Annotated in this window: 10 protein-coding genes and 1 tRNA gene; 4 read left to right on the top strand and 7 right to left on the bottom strand. The window is 27.7% G+C overall.

The window, feature by feature from the left end:
* Positions 1–2,124: 2,124 nt before the first annotated feature.
* The 3 genes from ftsH to ERUM_RS04550 all read right to left on the bottom strand — a co-directional run bounded on the left by ftsH (position 2,125) and on the right by ERUM_RS04550 (position 5,398).
* The gene (ftsH, locus tag ERUM_RS04560) at positions 2,125–3,960 is read right to left on the bottom strand and encodes an ATP-dependent zinc metalloprotease FtsH (RefSeq protein WP_011155522.1); all 1,836 of its coding nucleotides are present in this window, start codon (positions 3,958–3,960) and stop codon (positions 2,125–2,127) included.
* Entirely contained in the window at positions 3,957–5,273 is a 1,317-nt protein-coding gene (tilS, locus tag ERUM_RS04555) for a tRNA lysidine(34) synthetase TilS (RefSeq protein ID WP_231837218.1), read from the bottom strand. Before tilS ends, ftsH begins: the two co-directional genes overlap by 4 nt.
* Before the next feature lie 35 nt (positions 5,274–5,308).
* Positions 5,309–5,398 (bottom strand) — tRNA-Ser (locus tag ERUM_RS04550).
* 1,275 nt (positions 5,399–6,673) lie between these two features.
* Between ERUM_RS04550 and ERUM_RS04545 the strand changes: the two genes are divergently transcribed.
* Together ERUM_RS04545 and ftsA are read left to right on the top strand one after the other, a co-directional pair.
* A complete protein-coding gene (locus tag ERUM_RS04545) occupies positions 6,674–8,125 on the top strand; it encodes a TrkH family potassium uptake protein (protein WP_011155520.1) in 1,452 nt (483 codons plus the stop codon).
* A 1,044-nt stretch (positions 8,126–9,169) separates the two neighbouring features.
* Positions 9,170–10,408, top strand: coding sequence for a cell division protein FtsA (gene ftsA, locus ERUM_RS04540; protein ID WP_044148754.1), 1,239 nt, complete (start codon positions 9,170–9,172; stop codon positions 10,406–10,408).
* A 1-nt stretch (position 10,409) separates the two neighbouring features.
* Here the strand turns inward: ftsA and ERUM_RS04535 are convergent, their stop codons facing one another.
* From ERUM_RS04535 to ERUM_RS04520, 4 genes are all read right to left on the bottom strand, one after another.
* Positions 10,410–10,901: an ATP synthase subunit B gene (locus tag ERUM_RS04535; RefSeq protein WP_011155518.1), complete on the bottom strand. Its 492-nt coding sequence runs from the start codon at positions 10,899–10,901 to the stop codon at positions 10,410–10,412.
* Positions 10,898–11,401, bottom strand: coding sequence for a F0F1 ATP synthase subunit B family protein (locus tag ERUM_RS04530; protein ID WP_011155517.1), 504 nt, complete (start codon positions 11,399–11,401; stop codon positions 10,898–10,900). Before ERUM_RS04530 ends, ERUM_RS04535 begins: the two co-directional genes overlap by 4 nt.
* A 9-nt stretch (positions 11,402–11,410) precedes the next feature.
* Entirely contained in the window at positions 11,411–11,632 is a 222-nt protein-coding gene (locus tag ERUM_RS04525) for a F0F1 ATP synthase subunit C (RefSeq protein ID WP_011155516.1), read from the bottom strand.
* 69 nt (positions 11,633–11,701) lie between these two features.
* Complete coding sequence (locus tag ERUM_RS04520) at positions 11,702–12,433, bottom strand: F0F1 ATP synthase subunit A (protein ID WP_011155515.1); 732 nt, start codon at positions 12,431–12,433, stop codon at positions 11,702–11,704.
* Between the two features lie 935 nt (positions 12,434–13,368).
* On the opposite strand from ERUM_RS04520, the gene ERUM_RS04510 reads away from it, so the two are divergent.
* Together ERUM_RS04510 and ERUM_RS04500 are read left to right on the top strand one after the other, a co-directional pair.
* Entirely contained in the window at positions 13,369–14,628 is a 1,260-nt protein-coding gene (locus tag ERUM_RS04510; protein ID WP_011155514.1) for an iron-containing alcohol dehydrogenase, read from the top strand.
* Positions 14,629–15,750: 1,122 nt separating this feature from the next.
* Entirely contained in the window at positions 15,751–17,619 is a 1,869-nt protein-coding gene (locus ERUM_RS04500; protein ID WP_011155513.1) for a hypothetical protein, read from the top strand.
* The last annotated feature ends 236 nt before the right edge of the window (positions 17,620–17,855 follow it).

Genomic DNA, 17,855 nt, shown 5'->3' with positions numbered 1-17,855 from the left:
ATTTATAACTAGTTAAACTAGTTATCTTAATGTTTTTTATTTTTCTATTGTAATGATTCCATAAATGTGAAGTTGTATTTTTATTAAAAAGGTAATATAATCGGTAAAATATACTAGCATTAATATGTTTTGGCTATAAATGAAAATAAAAGTTTTAACATCGCTTCTTTCAGGTAGCCGAAGATCTTCTGTTTTGCAATGTTTGTATTTAGGTATGAAAGAACGAAATTTTCAAACATTACCTGCAACTTATCTTGAAAATGTATTGATAAAGAAATGTACCTGCAAGCAAAATATCAGGAGGAATTTGTAATAATTTAGTGTGTAACTATATCTTTCTTGAAAATAATTGAATTTAATATGTATTATTGCCTGTGTAATATTTGGGAGTTACAGTTTTTGTCTGTATAGATATATGAAGTATGTAATAAGCTATATTTATTATAGTATTTTGTGTAGACTTAAGATAGATTTGTGCTGTTTAGTAGATAGATTTTATAATAAGGTCAGTATTTGTTCTAAGTAATACATAAATGTTGAGTATGATCATTGAAGAGTAGTTATGTTGCTTCAAGTATGTATTTAGAGAATTTAACTATGAATTGTAGATTTTATACAGATAATATCTAAAATGTTTCTTGTATAAATTTTAAGAATAGTATCAAATAAACAGTTATTGTGAATTACGTTGGTGTATATTTTAACAACAAAATTCTTATCGCTGTGATAAAAGCTCTAAGGCCATGTTCACTACTCATGGCTTATGATATGTAAGTACTAAGTGTAGTTAATATTTTTAAGTTATGTATTGTGTTTTGCAGGAAATGCTGTGTGTAATATTTGGTTTATGTATTCATAATTTATTTTAAGTGAATTATATATTAAACTTATGTATATTCAGTGTTTTTATAATCTTTGGGGAGATGTTACTATATAAATAAATTATATCATTACATATTTTAAATAGCATTATTTTAGCTAAGTATAGTTAGTATTTTGGAATATATTGTGAGCTTGGTATTATGCTATATGCACTATCTATGTTTAGGTATGAATAATTTATTTAGATAAATTAATTGTATATTAAACTTATATATGAGACTAGTATCGATAAATGGTAATTGTTAGTATATAGGTGCTAAGTGTTGAACAGTATACTTACATTTTATTTATAGTTTTATGATAGATGTACTAACTATGATTGTCTATTCATAATTTATATTTAAGTAAGCATTGGTACTTTAGTGAATAATAGTGTTTTGTATTTAAGATAGTACCGTCTGAATTGTTAATATAGAATTACTGTTAAAGCTTAATTGTGTATCTCACTTTTTTCTGTAGAATAAAATTAAATATTTTTTGTAATAATATGTTCTATTACATACTTGAAGATTTAATTTACAGCTTCTATATTATTAATTGTTATCTTATATAAGATACAGATGTATCTTTAGTAATTTAATGAAAAATATTGAGTTAAACTATTGTATAATATTTCTTATCTATTAGGTAAATACTGAGTCTTCTGTCTCTGTATATAATCTTTTAATGTATATATGTTGTATGTTGAATAAGCTTGACTGACTTTTTGTATCAAATAATCGAAAAAGATTGAATTACCTATTATATAAATCATATGTTTATCATGCTTGTAATTCTAAATTGTATGTTGATGTGAATGATATTCTTTGAGATAGTTCATCATCTGTAGTTGATATTAAGTATTTTTTTACTCTTTATTATATACTTCTATATTTTTTTTGAGATTTTAAAGTTTACTGAATTTGTAGCACTTATATAAAAGTAAGTTTAGTTGTATTATAAGTTTGTTTACAAAAAGTAGCATAAATATTAAGAATCCATGTTATGTTAATTATCCTAGATTTAGGATGTTTTTGATGTTATATGATTTTCTTATAAGGTTGTTTTATTATTTGTGTTATTTTTAATAATAATCTTTTTTCTGCATTATGTGTCTTTTAATTTTTTTATAAATATTTCAAATTCTGTAGATTTTTAATAACTATATTAGGTAAAATAGCTTGGTTTTATGTAGCATAAGTTAATCATGAAATGGCTGATCTCATGTATTAAAAATTTACATGTTTTACTGTGTTCATAAATTCATTGTACTTTTGATGTGAATGATCTTCTTATAGGTTTTTCATCATCTATGCTGTCTTTAGTAAGCTCTTTACCATTTATTATGTCTTTTATATTTTCTCCAGTTAATGTTTCAAACTCTAATAGGTTTTTAGCTACTATATGTAGTGATTCTAAATGTTCATTTAATAAGCTTTTTGCTCTATCAAGTGCAGAGGTTACTATTGATTTTACTTCTTCATCTATTAAGTTTGCTAAATTAGTGGAAATAGCTTCATTTTTTTCATCGCTATGATATAACGGACCAACTTTATCACTCATACCCCACTTCATAACCATGGCTTTAGCAAGATCAGTTGCTTGTTTGATATCTGACGAAGCACCACTAGTTACTTTATTATATCCGAAGATTAGTTCTTCTGCCGCTCTTCCACCCATGGATACTGTTAAATCTGCTACCATTTTTTCACGTGTGTGAGATACACGATCTGATTCAGGTAATCGCATCACTAAACCTAAACTTCTCCCACGTGGAATAATTGTTGCCTTGTGTATTGGATCGGATGCTGGTGTATAAAACGCAATAATTGCGTGTCCTGCTTCATGATATGCTGTTAATTTCTTTTCTTCTTCTGTCATCATTAATGATTTTCTTTCAGCACCCATCATGACTTTATCTCTTGCATATTCAAAGTCATTCATGGTTACAATTTTTTTATTTAATCTTGCTGCAATTAGTGCTGCTTCATTTACTAAATTTGCTAGATCAGCACCGGAAAATCCTGGTGTTCCACGTGCTATGGTACGAATATTGACATCGGGGGCTGTTGGTACCTTTTTTATGTGTACATTAATTATCTTTTCACGTCCGTTAATATCAGGGATACCAATAGTAACTTGTCTATCAAACCTTCCAGGTCTTAATAAAGCTGAGTCTAAAACATCTGGGCGGTTTGTTGCTGCAATAATGATTACTCCTTCGTTAGATTCAAAGCCATCCATTTCAACAAGTAACTGATTTAATGTCTGTTCACGTTCATCATTACCACCTCCCAAACCAATACCACGATGTCTACCAACTGCATCTATTTCGTCGATGAATATAATACATGGAGCGTTCTTCTTACCTTGTTCAAACATATCACGTACACGACTTGCTCCTACTCCAACAAACATTTCTACAAAATCAGAACCTGATATACTGAAGAATGGTACATTTGCTTCGCCTGCAATTGCACGAGCTAATAAGGTTTTTCCAGTTCCAGGTGATCCTATCAATAAGCATCCCTTTGGTATTTTACCTCCTAATTTTTGAAATTTTTGCCTATGTTTTAAAAAATCTACAATTTCTACTAGTTCTTCTTTTGCTTCGTCAATACCTGCTACATCATTAAAAGTTACCTTGTTACGATTTTCTGTCATTAATTTTGCACGTGACTTACTGAAGTTTATGGTACGGTTACCACCTATTTGCATACGTTTTAAAAATATAAACCATATTATAACTAACAGTAACATTGGGAACCATGAAATTAATATGCTACCTAATATCCCAAGTAACGTATCTTGGGGTAGAAATGAAAAAGTTACTTGTTTGTTGTGTAGTATTTTTATTAAACTATCATATACTACGCCAGTTGTTTGAAATTTAGATTCGTCTTTAAGTGTACCAGTGATATTATGTTCATTGATATTTACACTTTTAACTTCATCGTGTTCAACTTTATTTAAAAATTCTGAGAATGGTAGTTTAATTGTATTGCCATTTATAATTTTATCATTGAATTGGGAGTATGCTCCAGCAATTAAAACAATTGCTATAATCCAAATAGCTAGCCCTTCAATTATTTTTCTCATAGCAAATGCTCCTTGCTGATAAAATTGTTGTAAGTTAAATTAATAAAGTTTTGTTTTATTAACACTTCTTCAATTGTTATAATTGGCTCTAACTCATTAATATAATCATCAATAAGATGATTTTGTAGAGGATAAGCGAGAATTTTATTTTGATATTTTAGTATAGGTAAGCATCGCACTGCTTCTCTATCTAATTTCTTGAGATTTTCAGGAATATAGTTATTGTTTAAACTAGAGACAGTAATACTATGGGTATTGGGATTACTAATGCGTATTTTAAACCTATTATCCCATACTATTGATGTCTTAGAATAAGGACTGATAGTTTTATTATTTATTACTGATACTTCTCTAGTTATACATAGTGTATTGTCTTTCTGATTCCTAGTAATTTTACAGTGACAAAAAGTTTGAGGTTTTGTGAAATCATTGTTTTGTATTTTTCTAAACATATTGTTGAGTTTATGATACCTTGGTTTGTATTTTTTTTGTCCAATTGACATAATTGAATATGTAAAAAGTCTTAATGATATTTCTTCTGGAAGATTAAAAAATGTATTTAGTTTTATTTTGATAAATCCAAGATTGTTAAATTCTAAGTGCTCATCAATAGCTAATCTTACATAATGCAATATACAATCTAAGGATCGTTTTATATGTACTGATGTTTTATAGAGCCTATTAACTAATTCTTCTGTATTATCTACTTCTTTTAATATATTACGGTATAAAGTTCTTTTGTATTTTTTGTTGTCGTTACTGATATCATGTACCCATGTAATATTCTTTGTATCTGCATAATGTATTAGTTCTTCTCTACTGATGGCTAGTAGTGGTCTGAGTATGCAGATACCATTTAGGTATGTACATTCTTGCATTCCAGCTAATCCGTCTAAGCCACTACCTCTTTCTAATCTCATCATAATAGTCTCTGCTTGATCGTTTTTCTGATGTGCTACCATTAAATAATTAATTTGATTTTGATTACACCATTGCAGAAGTAAACTGTACCTGATCTGCCTAGCAGAAGATTGAATATTACTTTGTGGTTTCTCTCCGTGCCAATTTAATATATGACATTTTAGGTTTAAATTTTGTGAATGTTGATATACAAATAAAGCTTCTTGTGCTGCTTCGGAACGTAACCCATGATTTACAGTAAGTATTGTAGGAGTGAATTTGGTATTACATATTGCTGATAGGTGTAATAGTACCATGCTGTCTATTCCTCCAGAAACTGCAATTGCATAGTTATCATGTAAGTTTTGAACTTTTTCTTTAAATAATAATTCAAGATCTTTTTTTGCATACATACATATAAACACAAATTTTTATAAATAAAAACAGGTGGCGGAAAGAGAGGGATTCGAACCCTCGATACAGGACACTGTATACACACTTTCCAGGCGTGCGCTTTAGACCACTCAGCCACCTTTCCAAATACAACATTATAGTTATGAGTTCTTATACAGTCCATAATAAAAATGTTATTTAGCGTAATAAAGTTGTATATCAAAGTGTAATAGTTATGACATGTTAGTTAAAAATTTATTGTAGTCTGTGAGTTTATCTTTACTAAGTGGCTTTTTGTTATCAAGTGTTAACTAATAAAAGACTTGTTTATCTTATTGTAGTAACATTTTCGAAATTATTATCAATATGTTGTTTTATAATACTTATGATAATCAAATTTATTAGATAATTTATAACATATCAATTTATTTAAATAATATTATTTAGTCTATTTTTAAATAGGTAGATAACATATGGTGTCATGATTTTGAAATTTATGATATTACTAGTTGAACACCTAGATACTAATTTAAAAATTTATAAATACGTAGTATACGTGGCTATACTGTTTTATTATTCGTATTCTTAATAAATATATGTTACACATATTATTTTAATTATATCGATATACAAGCTATAGTTTTTTCTAAGTATAAATAGAATTAATGTTGTGCTTAGTAGTAGTATTATTGAAAGTAAGATATATCTTCCTTATTCTGTTTTAGTTATGTAAGTATAAATTATATTACCTGAATATATGCTATTTTGTTAGATTTTTTAAATGATTATAATGCTCTGTTTATACATTTAGATAACTTAGCGTAAATGAACATGAATTTTAATGATGTATTTATTGTATGATTTTGTTTGGATGCATACTATATCTAACATAAGTAATATTTGTATCTATGAATTATTTATAGATACTAAGTTTTTTTCATAAGATTAATGTATTTCAATAATGATGTAGATGTATAGTTTGTATGACCTATATAATAGGTTTTATTATTCTTTATATTGATATACTAGATTTATAATACTTTACTTAATTATTGTGGTAGGTAATATAAATATGAGAAATAGTGTTAATACGGTTGTGCATATTAGATTGCTTGAAAGTTAGTCATACTTGTACATGTTGAGTTATTTATAGATATTAAATTTCTTATTACAAAGTTAGCAAATCCAGAGAATGAGGTAAGTATAGAGTTTTACATTATTTAATTAGTGTATGTTTATTAGTTACGGTTAGATAATCTAATTTTAGTGAATAAAGTAAATATGAGCTCCAGTAATATTTATCATAAGTTGTTTTATAAGTAACTGGTTCTATGTTGTAACATATATAAATCCAAATATAGTTAATTATGTATTAATTATTCTATATTACAAAGGTTTAGAAATTAAATAATACAAAATAATGTATAAGAGTTTACGTAATATCATCTTTATTACTGGTATTTTTTCTTCAATTTTTGTATTTTTAATGTTTATTCCGGTTGTAGTTAATTGTTACGCTGGATACCCTTGGCAAAGTTTTTTTTGTGCATGTTTTATTACTCTATTATTTAGTTTAATTTGTATACTTTATGGAAAATTATCTCGTGTAAGAAAGCAAGAGATTTTTTTTATTACAGTTAGTGTATGGATTATACTGTCCATAATTTCAGCTATACCATTTATGTTTGATGTTAAGATTTCTTATGTGAATGCATTATTTGAATCAGTATCTGGTCTTACTACTACAGGTGCAACAATATTGACTGATTTACATAATAAATCACCAGGTATTCTATTATGGAGATGTTTATTAAATGCTATAGGGGGATTAGGAATTATTATGACTGGTATTTTCCTTTTTCCTTGTTTAAAAGTTGTTGGTTTGTATGAACTATATCGTTCAGAATCCTCAGATAATTCAAAGGGTTTTAAATACGGTATAGTGAAGTCTTCTATGTATGTTTTTATTATATATTGTATTTTTATTGTTTTGTGTGCAATTTTATATTTAATGGCAGGAATGTCAGGTTTTGATGCTATATGTCATGCTATGTCCACTGTATCTACTGGTGGTTTCTCTAATTATGATGATTCTTTGCAACATTTTAATAATGTATATATTGAAATTATAGCAATAGTATTTATGTTATTGAGTTCTTGTCCATTTATTATGTATTTAAAAATGGTAACAAAACAGTGTTTTTATGATGAACAAGTAATTTTATTTGCAATTATTCTGTTATTTTTTTCAATGCTATCTGTGGTAGTCTCTTGTTATGATGAAGTGCTATCTAGTTATTCATTTTTCAACATATTAAGATATTCTGTATTTTCGGTTGTTTCATTGAGTAGCTCTACTGGTTTTGTTAATTATGATTATAATAATTGGTATTTTTTTTCTGTAGTTGGAATGGTATTAATGCTTATGGGGGGCTGTAGTGGATCTACTAATAGTGGGATTAAAATCTATAGGATTGGATTATTGTTCAAAGCTATAAACTGTTATACTAGTGGTTTAGTACATTCTGATAAGACAGTTCTTATTCGGTATGGGCGAAAATGTATGAATAATGTTGCTATTAGTAATATAGGGTTATTCTTTATTCTATATATTTTTATATTGTTTGTGGGGTGTATCCTTGTATCTATTAGTGGAGTTGATGTTGTAACTGCATTTAGTGCAGTAGCTGCAACTTTTAGTAATACAGGTCCTGGTATTGGAAATATAATAGGTCCACGATATAATTATTATAGCTTGCTACCTTCAGTAAAGTTATTATTATCTTTCTTGATGTTAATGGGAAGATTAGAGATTATGCCGTTTTATGTGTGTATGTATTTAATAGTGCATAATATATTTAAGTTTAAATAATTGTGTTATGTTTGTTCTATTGTTTACTATCTTAGAAAATGTAATGATAAACTGATAATGTAGGTGTCTGATATTTTGAAAAATTGTCCGTGTATGTAATTTTTATAATATGTAATTAATGTTATTTTTTTATTATGCATATTTACTATGAATGCTCAAATTACCTTTGAGTGTCATAATATTATTTGATTGTTATATAGTAGTATTAACAGTTTTTAATTGTATGTTACTGTCTGATTTGCTATCTTCGAAAAAAATATAATAGTCAGGTATAATATTACCTTGTATGTGATTTTTATAATATGTAATTAATGTTATTTTTTATTATGCATATTTACTATGAATGCTCAAATTACCTTTGAGTGTCATAATATTATTTTATTGTTATATAGTAGTATTAACAGTTTTTAATTGTATGTTACTGTCTGATTTACTATCTTCGAAAAAAATATAATAGTCAGCTATAATATTACCTTGTATGTAATTTTTATAATATGTAATTAATGTTATTTTTTATTATGCATATTTACTATGAATGCTCAAATTACCTTTGAGTGTCATAATATTATTTTATTGTGGTAGAGTAGTGTTAACAGTTTTTAATTGTATGTTACTGTTTGATTTACTATCTTCGAAAAAAAAATATAATAGTCAGGTATAATATCGGGTAGATAATATTTTCAAATATTATCTTGTATATGATTTTCATGGTAATAATTAAGATAATTTCTGGTGTTGTATATTTTATGATAAACAATGTGTTCGTTATTAACATAAAATATGCTAGTATCACATATTGGTAAAACTCCTTTAAAGTTCTATTGTGTACAAATATATATTTGGAGAAACAATGTTGGAACTACTTATATAGCTATGGGTTATAGTTAATGATATTAATATAGGTTTATTCAAAATATTAACAACAAAGTTTAATTGTGTATTTAAGTTTTTAAAAAAACTTGATATTCTATTATAATTGTATAAACATGGACACTTGCAGTGGTTCATGCTATTATTTTATAAATGTTTACCATAAATATGAATATGTCACATTTTTCTGTTCTTACAGATATAAGAAAGGTTGTTTTTGCTGTTGTAGATCTTGGGTCTACAAAAGTAGTATGTTTAATTGTTAAAGTGTTTGGTGGAAATGCTCCTGAAATTATAGGAGTGGGATATAAAGCTGCTGAAGGAATTAATGGTGGTACTATTACTGATATAGAATCTGCAAGCCGTTCTATATTATCATGTATAAAATCTGCTAAACAAATGACACAAGAAACAGTGACTAAGGTGTATGTTAACATTTCTGGATGTGATATTCATTCCACAAATATGATTAATGAGATAGATTCAACAATTCATGAGATTTCAGACAGTGATATAAAAAAGATTATGTTACAAACATATGAGAAGTGTCATGAAGATCAAGTTGTAATTCACAATATTCCTGTATTATATCATCTTGATGGTTTAAATAATATTACGGAGTTAAAAGGGTTATATGGTAGTAAACTTAAAGCAAATGTGCATGTTGTTAGTGCTTCTAAGTTTGCATTGTTAAATATAGAGAATTGTATAACTTATTGTAATTTTAGTTTAATTGGATGTGTAGCAGAATCTTATGCTTCAGGATTGGCATGTATTACTGATGATGAGAAAGAACTAGGTGCTATGATTATTGATATAGGTGGAAGGTATACTTCTATTGGTATTTTTAACAAAGGAAAATTTGTATATGCGGATGTTGTACCGTTAGGAGGTATTCATATTACTAATGATATTGCTTATGGATTATGTGTTAATGCTAAAGATGCTGAACGTATCAAAGTATTATATGGAGATGCTATGCTAATACCTTCAGATAAAGATGGTGTTGTAGAAGCTGATGTTGGAAATGACGAAGTTATTTCAGTCTTGCGTTCTGATTTAGTTAAAATAATTAAGCCTAGAGTAGAAGAGATTTTTGAGATAGTAAGTGATAGAATTGGAAAGCAAAAAAACTTAATTAATAAAGTAATTATTACGGGTGGGTCTAGTCAGTTATCTAACATCAAAGAAGTAGCTGGTTCTATTTTAAAAAAACAAGTAAGAATAGGTTTGCCAGTAAAGTTAAAAGGGATTCAAGAGAATAACAGTAATCCTATTTTTTCTGCGGCTATAGGTGCTATAATACTTATTACAAATACATTGTGTACAAATACAAATAAAAAAGCTACTACACATAGAAAAGATAATGTATTGAAAAAGCTTTTAAAGCTAATTCCAGTAAAAGCTGATTAAACTAATGTAACTTCTTTCTTAAGTCACGATCTAACGTAGATATAACACCATTGTTATCTTGCTGGTTTTCACTTTGCTCGTTTGATTCTTTTACTAGCTCTTGAATTGCAATTGCTGCTACATCTATAGTACTTAATTTTAAAGAATGAGCCATTACAGATACTTGGTCTGATATTTTTTTAATAGCAACTTCTAGATGTTTTTCTAAAGTAGCTTCAATATCAGCTTTGTGAGCAGCTATTATAGCATCATATTCTTCATGTGCCTTTTTGAGTATTTCTTCAATTGCTTTGTCTAATTCATAACCTTGAATCGTTACCTTATTTGACAGCTCTTTAGATTGGGCCTGAATTTCATTAGGTAGTTTCACTTCTGTTTTCACTTTATTTAACCGTGCTGTTAACAATTCCTTTACTTTTTTACGTAGTGGAGAAAAAGCTAACAAAACACCAATGCAAAACGCAAGATTAATAACAAAATATGCAGATATCATATCCTTTCCTTATATATCTTAATTGTTATGTCACGTAACCTATCCTTATTAACACAATCAACACCTAATAACTTACTGTAATATATTAACGCTATATTAAAGGCAAGGTCTATTAGTTCTTGTTCAAGCTGAAGCTTCATATTTTTTAGGTTGTCGTCTGCCATTTTAAACATACTCTGTATTTCCTGGTCAAGTGTAGCCATAAGACTTACATTAGCATCTTGCACTTCATCAAAAGCAGATCGTATAATTCTATCTACTTCTGCTTGTACTGCAGTAAGCTTTAGCAGCTGTTTATCTAACTCTTGCTGCGCATGACTTAAATCACCCTTAACAGAATCAATAGAACATCTTATAATATTATACCTCTTTCTTACTATATTTTCAATCTTTGGCAGCACATTTTTACTAATTATAATGTACAAAACACTAAAAGATAAAAAAAACCAAAAAAACTGAGAAGGATAAGAAGATATATCTAACTGTGGTATTGTGTCCATAAATTTACATTAGGCTACAAAAATTAGTAATAGGGCTAATAGGAAAGAAAATAAACCCATTGCTTCAACTAAAGCAGCACCAGTATAAACATATTTTTTTAGTTTATCTTCTGTTTCAGGATTACGTGCTAATCCATTTAGCATAGTAGAAAATATATTTGCAACCCCTAAAGCAGAAGCAACCATACCAAAAACACTTAACCCTACAGCAATAAACTTTAAAGAATCCATACACTCTTACCTTTATAAAAAGCTAGAAGAATTATAAGTAGATCATTATACGAAGTCAATCGCTAAAATTTAGTGCTTATTTACTGCATCTGATAAGTACACACAAGTAAGTACTGTAAAAATGTATGCCTGTAAGATTGCAACGAATATTTCAAACCCAATAAGTATTATAATGAATGCTATAGGTAAAGGTGTTAAAAATATATTCATATTTATAACGAATCCTGCTATAACCTTGATAATAGTATGGCCAGCTATCATATTAGCAGCGAGTCGTATTGATAGGCTTACAGGGCGTGCGCAATAGGCAAATAATTCAATTAAGACCATCATAGGTGCTAACCACATTGGTGTGCCTTGTGGTAACAATATATGAAGAAAATGAGTTCCTTGGTGTTTAAATCCTATGAATGTTACACTTATGAATACAATCATTGATATTGCAAATGTTACTGCAATATGACTTGTTACAGTGAACCCTAATGGTAATATACCTAAGAGATTACATACTAGAATGAATGTAAATATTGTAAAAACTAATGGTACGTATTGTAACCCTTCCTTACCTACATTACTTTCTATTGTAGAAACAATAAAATCATAAATAATTTCTATTATTGATTGTAATGGATTCGGAATAACACTTTCTTTCCTTAATCCAACATAGCAAGACAAGGAGATTAAAAATGTGGATAATACCATAAATAATGAGGCATTAGTAAAATCAATATTATATTCGCCAATATCAGGTAGCTTGAATATAGTGGAAATCCTAAACTGATCTAAGGGATTTGCTGACATCTAGTCTCCATATAAACACATATAAAGTAAAATTTTGCTATTCTTAATCATATCAACTGTGATAAGTTAGTCAATTGCAGTTATGTAGATAAGGCAACTATATTAATTGAGATAGTAAGATAAATATTTTGATAATTCTCAAGTATATATATTTCTTTATAATGGTAATTAATTTATGTAGTTAAAATATATATATTTAATATAAATTAAAAATGAGTATTTTGTTTTGTACTATACTTAAAGTTAGAAACATTTATAGTAGGTTATTAATGTTCCTATATTCAAAAAAACAGTATTTGTCTTATATTGGTGATAGTTATGTTGAATTTTTATTTATCTATATGTTTATAGTAGGTGTAACCTTATCAGTTGTAGTGTGTTTATTTGTTGATTGTATTATTTAAATATATATGTTACTTATAATAGGGATATAGAATTTCCTATGTTGTGATAAACTTAAAATGACAACTATTCTTGATAGTTTAATTTATTATTGTTCAAAAATTTGTAATATATACATAAAGTGTAATGATTAAGAATAAAAGTTTTTTATTTTACATAAATTATAAACATTGATGGTTATTATTAAGTATTATTGATATGCTTTTAATGTGTTATTTTAATAGTATTTTGTTTCTTTAAGTTGTGATCTACTGTAAAATGACATAGTGTGATGAACACTGGCTAGAATAGTTATTTTTTAATTAATAATGTTATTATAAGCAATGACTTATATGTTGAATTAGCAGTACACTGGTATTTGTAGTTAACTAATATATGTGTGTGTTCTAGTATCGTATTGTAAAAAAAAAATTAATATTTTAAATTTGAGAAAGTTTTTTCTAAGATTTAGTTTTATTGGTATACTTTACTATAAGAGATTTTTAAACTTAGCTATTAAGTTACAATAATAGCATATAGCTTGTTTTTTTATTATGTATGATAAGTTTCTAAAGCAAGTTTTGCTTGATAAAAATTTTTATGAATTAAGTTCAGTAGTTAATATTATAGATAATATATATATTGATAGAAAAATCAGTTCTAACATATGTGATATTATTAGGCAGCATGGTAATTGTGCTTTTATAGTAGCTGATGTAAATACTGCTGCTTTATTAAATAAAGTTGTATTTAATACTTTTAAAAATTTTATAATCCTGCAAAAATATTGTGCATCTCAAACGTTAGTAGAATTAATTACAGAAAAATCACAAGATGCTGATATTTTAGTATCTTTTGGTAGTGGCACAATAAATGATCTTTGTAAATATGTGAGTTACATTACAAATAAAAATTATATTTCATTTCCTACAGCTCCTTCTATGAATGGGTATAGTTCATCAAATGCATCTATAACATTTAGTGGTGGTAACAAAAAGTCATTAAAAGCTCATTTACCGAAAGCTATATATATAGATGTAGATATTATTGTAAATGCGCCAAGAAGGCTTATAGTTAGTGGTTTTGCTGACTTTATTTGTAGATCTACAGTACAAGCAGATTGGTTATTATCGCATTTGTTATTAGGTAATGAATATACTGAATTACCATTTTTAATAAGTAAAGCAAGTGAGGATGCCTTATTAGAAGAATATTTAGGAATAGTAGCACGTGATGAACATAGTATTATGATTTTAATGCAAGCTTTGCTTTTGTCTGGGTTAGGAATGTTTATTGTGGGTGGTAGCCAATCTGCTAGTCAAGGAGAGCATATGATTGCTAATACTATGGAAATTTTACAAAACGATATGTCTTTTTTTCATGGTGAATTTATTGGAGTAAGTGTTGTTACGATGGAATGTTTACAGAGAAGGATACTTAGACAAATGCCAAAGCTATATCCTACATTAGTTAATTGTGACAATATAAAAGAACATTTTCGTGAGCAACATACTGAAGAGTTTTGTGATATACTTACTGAAAAATTTATTGATCAACAAAAAGCTGATCATCTTAATAGTTTAATTTGTGATAAATGGTCAGATATTGTTGACATGGTTTATAAGAAAACTTTATCTCATGTTTCAATAAGAGATATGTTGGTAAATATAGGTTGTCCTTATAAGCCGGAGCACATTGGTTGGGATTTTAATAAATATAGTAGAGCTGTTGAGTTTGCATTTATTACTAGAGAAAGGTTTACGTTTCTTGATATTGCACATCATGCTAGATTACCAGTAGTTGAACATATTTAACTCTTAGAAAAAGTGTGTTCATTAGTACTATTTTGTATGGTATTTATTGAAGGTTAAGTATGTATATAGTAAGTGTAAGAAATTAACAATGTATATTTGTTTTACATCTGAATCTACTTTTTATTATTACTTGTTTATTTTTATGGTATTACAGAGGTGTGTTTATTTTGTGGATTTTTTTGGATTAAAGTGTGCTAATGTTAAAAAAATCATTGAGTATATGAACTTGATAAGATATGTATTTTTACATGAATGTTTATTGCTATTCATAAAATATTCTCCAAAAGAGTATTCTGCAAAATTTGAGTATAAGTAGTGATATTAGAAAATAGATTATTAATGTAACAAAATGTTCTATGATAATATAACAATGTTTATTTTATTAATAACCAGACCTAAAAAATCATTACTGGTGGTCAAACATATACTAAGTTAGTGGTATATAAAAAGGTTATATCACATACAAGTTAACTGTGGTTAGTGTATATATGTTGCTAATAATCATTTTGTGTAAAATTGTGAATTTTGCGGTTTGTTAAATGTATCTTTTTTAGTAGTGGGTATACCTTATTCTTGTCATAGTAGTTTAATGAAATATATGACAAACTTGAGTTCAAAATTCCTATTGAGGAAAAAGGAGACTGCATTGATAATTTGAATGCTAGTTTATTTATGTTGTTTTTTTTTAATTACCATATGTTGTGTGCAAAAAACTTGATAGTGTAGTTTTTGAAATAACTGTTTTTATATAAAGAAAGCTCATTATCTAATACTTTAATGGTTGTTTGGGTTTTAGTATAATGTATGCAGTAGATAATATAAAATTTATATATGTTTTTGTAACAGTGATGTTCTAACGTATAAGAGTTCAGTATTGTTATTCTACTAACTATTAACAAATATAATATCTGAGATTACGGCAACAATAGGTTCATGTTGGGTGACGTGTTTATTTACATGATTACACAAGTTAAAATAATTGAGCATGTTATAGTTCTAAATTATACTTGTTTAAGTAATTTATATTCTATAAATAGTAAAAATTTATATATTCTTCAAAAAGAAATTAACATTTCGTTTTTTGTATGTTACCTTATAGTGGTGTGTTAATGGATTTTTTATATGTTATTTAGTGCAAATCGAGGAAAAAAGAAAAAGAAAAAAAGTATTAATGGTCAGGGAAATGGTTGTGAAACAGATGGTAAGATGGGTCATGGATTTGAGACGCAAGATTTAGAAGATAATGGTGAAACGACAGATCATGTAAATCAAAGTTGTAATGAAACGAAAAAAGAGAGTGGTAGAGCAGAGCAGCATGTCTCTAAAGGTGAAGGTACTATAGATAATGCTTCTACATCTATTATAGTAGCAGAAACACCTGTAGTAGAGACTATGTCAGACCCTGTTCCTGAGAGTGTATATTTAAAACAGGGTGCTAAGCCAAAAAAGAAAGTGCAGCGTAGTAGTAAAGTATTACAAGGGTTAAAAGATGTTCAAGATATAAGGTCACATAGACGATATTCGCAGCATCTTACGTTAGGGGATTTTTTTCCTCCTATTAAGAAAAGATTAAGCTATGGTATAGATGTTGAAACAAGTCAAGAGGTTAATACTAATGTAGACAAGTATAGTAGTAAAGATCTGCATGAAATACCTCAGCCAAGCGGTGCACTTACAAGTTCATATATAAGACAAGGTGCTAGGCCAAAAAAGGAAGTTAAGCATAGTAGCCAGGTACAAGATACAAAAGGTATTCAAGGTATAAAGCAGCGTATGCGGTATACACGGCATCTCATGTTGGAAGACTTTTTTTCTAGTTATGAAAAATTAAATCCTAATGTAGGTGTTGAAGCAGGTAAGAAATCTGGTGTTGATAATATAGAACAATTGAGTTCTGAGTTTGAAAAATTACAGACTACTTCTAGTGGAAATATTGGTATCTTTAAAAAAAGCACATTAAAAACACGTACTCCAATACTTCCTGATTATAAAATCTTTGAAAGATTCAGGGCTCTACATACTGAATATCTTTGTGAGTTAGTTAAAGAATTATTTGATGTTGAAAATGATGTGTTGATATTTCGTAATGAGTATTATGCTGCATTATCAAAGATTACTTCACATGTTAGTATGAGTGTAACACTTATAAAATTGAATCTAATTTCGCAATTTGCTTTTATATTAGGTGTCCAGAAATTAGGACTTATGATATTATCAGTATGTCTTAGTAATCAGGATTTTTATGTAATTGATGAGATGTTAAAATCAGCATTTCTCTATTTACAAAAATGTAACACATTGAAAGATTACTGTTGTCGTATGAGAGAGGAGTTTGAATGTTACTGTGATTGTAAGGTTGATTGTATTTTTATGAATTGTGCTTACTATGATCCAATACTTTATAAAGCATTGAAAGAATTGTTGGTACAACTTGCATACGCAAAACTCTCAAAAGAAAATAGTTGTTCTGTTATGATAAACAAGATGATGGATTTTATGATTGTAAGTTGTAGTATTCAGTTAGGTTTTGTGCGTAACAGTGTTAACCTGCATCGTCATTCACGTCACTGTTTTTATATGAAATTGTCGACTGCAAATCCTGAGAACGTTAGGTTAGTGACAGTAACATATAATTCAGTAAGGTTACGAGCTATGTATGCTGTAAAATCGATATTGAGTGAAAATCCAGTAATATGCTTAAGTGGTATGAATTGTCCATCTCGTATGTTTGATATGTGTTCATCTAATTTTATTGACAAATGGTCTGAATTGGTTTCACATTCTTGTGAAAAATTTGAATATATCATGAGTAATATAAGCAGTAATATTGTTGGTTGTGTTGATGAGCAAAATTTATATTATCTTGATCTTCTGATCAGTGTGTATGAAAATATGGTATTTGGGATTGCTGATGATGTGAGACAACTGTTAGGTAATAACACTCAAAAAAAGAAACAATGTGGCTCTGGAAATAAAGGATGTGGTAGATAAATTATAATCTGTTTAATAGGGCTAATGATTTTGTTATAATGTAAACTCTGTATATAGCAATTGTATAATTTAGTATAAGCTAAGTTTGATTGATTATATAAATAAATTAATCCTGTAAGTACTTTATGATTGAAATTTTTTCCATCTTCTAATTAGTTTGATGATTATATTGTTTATATTTTCTTATTGTGAAGATACAGTTGGTTAAGTGTGATTATGTAAAAATTGATAAATAG

Origin of the sequence: Ehrlichia ruminantium str. Welgevonden (genome assembly GCF_000026005.1) — a bacterium.
Lineage (GTDB): Bacteria > Pseudomonadota > Alphaproteobacteria > Rickettsiales > Anaplasmataceae > Ehrlichia > Ehrlichia ruminantium.
Note: the sequence above shows the minus strand (reverse complement) of the source record. Positions and strands in the feature narration are given on the sequence as shown.

Bases quoted from the DNA above. Each gene is read 5' to 3' on its own strand.
- ftsH (WP_011155522.1), bottom strand. From the start codon at position 3,960: ATGAGAAAAATAATTGAAGGGCTAGCTATTTGGATTATAGCAATTGTT.
- tilS (WP_231837218.1), bottom strand. From the start codon at position 5,273: ATGTATGCAAAAAAAGATCTTGAATTATTATTTAAAGAAAAAGTTCAA.
- ERUM_RS04545 (WP_011155520.1), top strand. From the start codon at position 6,674: ATGTATAAGAGTTTACGTAATATCATCTTTATTACTGGTATTTTTTCT.
- ftsA (WP_044148754.1), top strand. From the start codon at position 9,170: ATGTCACATTTTTCTGTTCTTACAGATATAAGAAAGGTTGTTTTTGCT.
- ERUM_RS04535 (WP_011155518.1), bottom strand. From the start codon at position 10,901: ATGATATCTGCATATTTTGTTATTAATCTTGCGTTTTGCATTGGTGTT.
- ERUM_RS04530 (WP_011155517.1), bottom strand. From the start codon at position 11,401: ATGGACACAATACCACAGTTAGATATATCTTCTTATCCTTCTCAGTTT.
- ERUM_RS04525 (WP_011155516.1), bottom strand. From the start codon at position 11,632: ATGGATTCTTTAAAGTTTATTGCTGTAGGGTTAAGTGTTTTTGGTATG.
- ERUM_RS04520 (WP_011155515.1), bottom strand. From the start codon at position 12,433: ATGTCAGCAAATCCCTTAGATCAGTTTAGGATTTCCACTATATTCAAG.
- ERUM_RS04510 (WP_011155514.1), top strand. From the start codon at position 13,369: ATGTATGATAAGTTTCTAAAGCAAGTTTTGCTTGATAAAAATTTTTAT.
- ERUM_RS04500 (WP_011155513.1), top strand. From the start codon at position 15,751: ATGTTATTTAGTGCAAATCGAGGAAAAAAGAAAAAGAAAAAAAGTATT.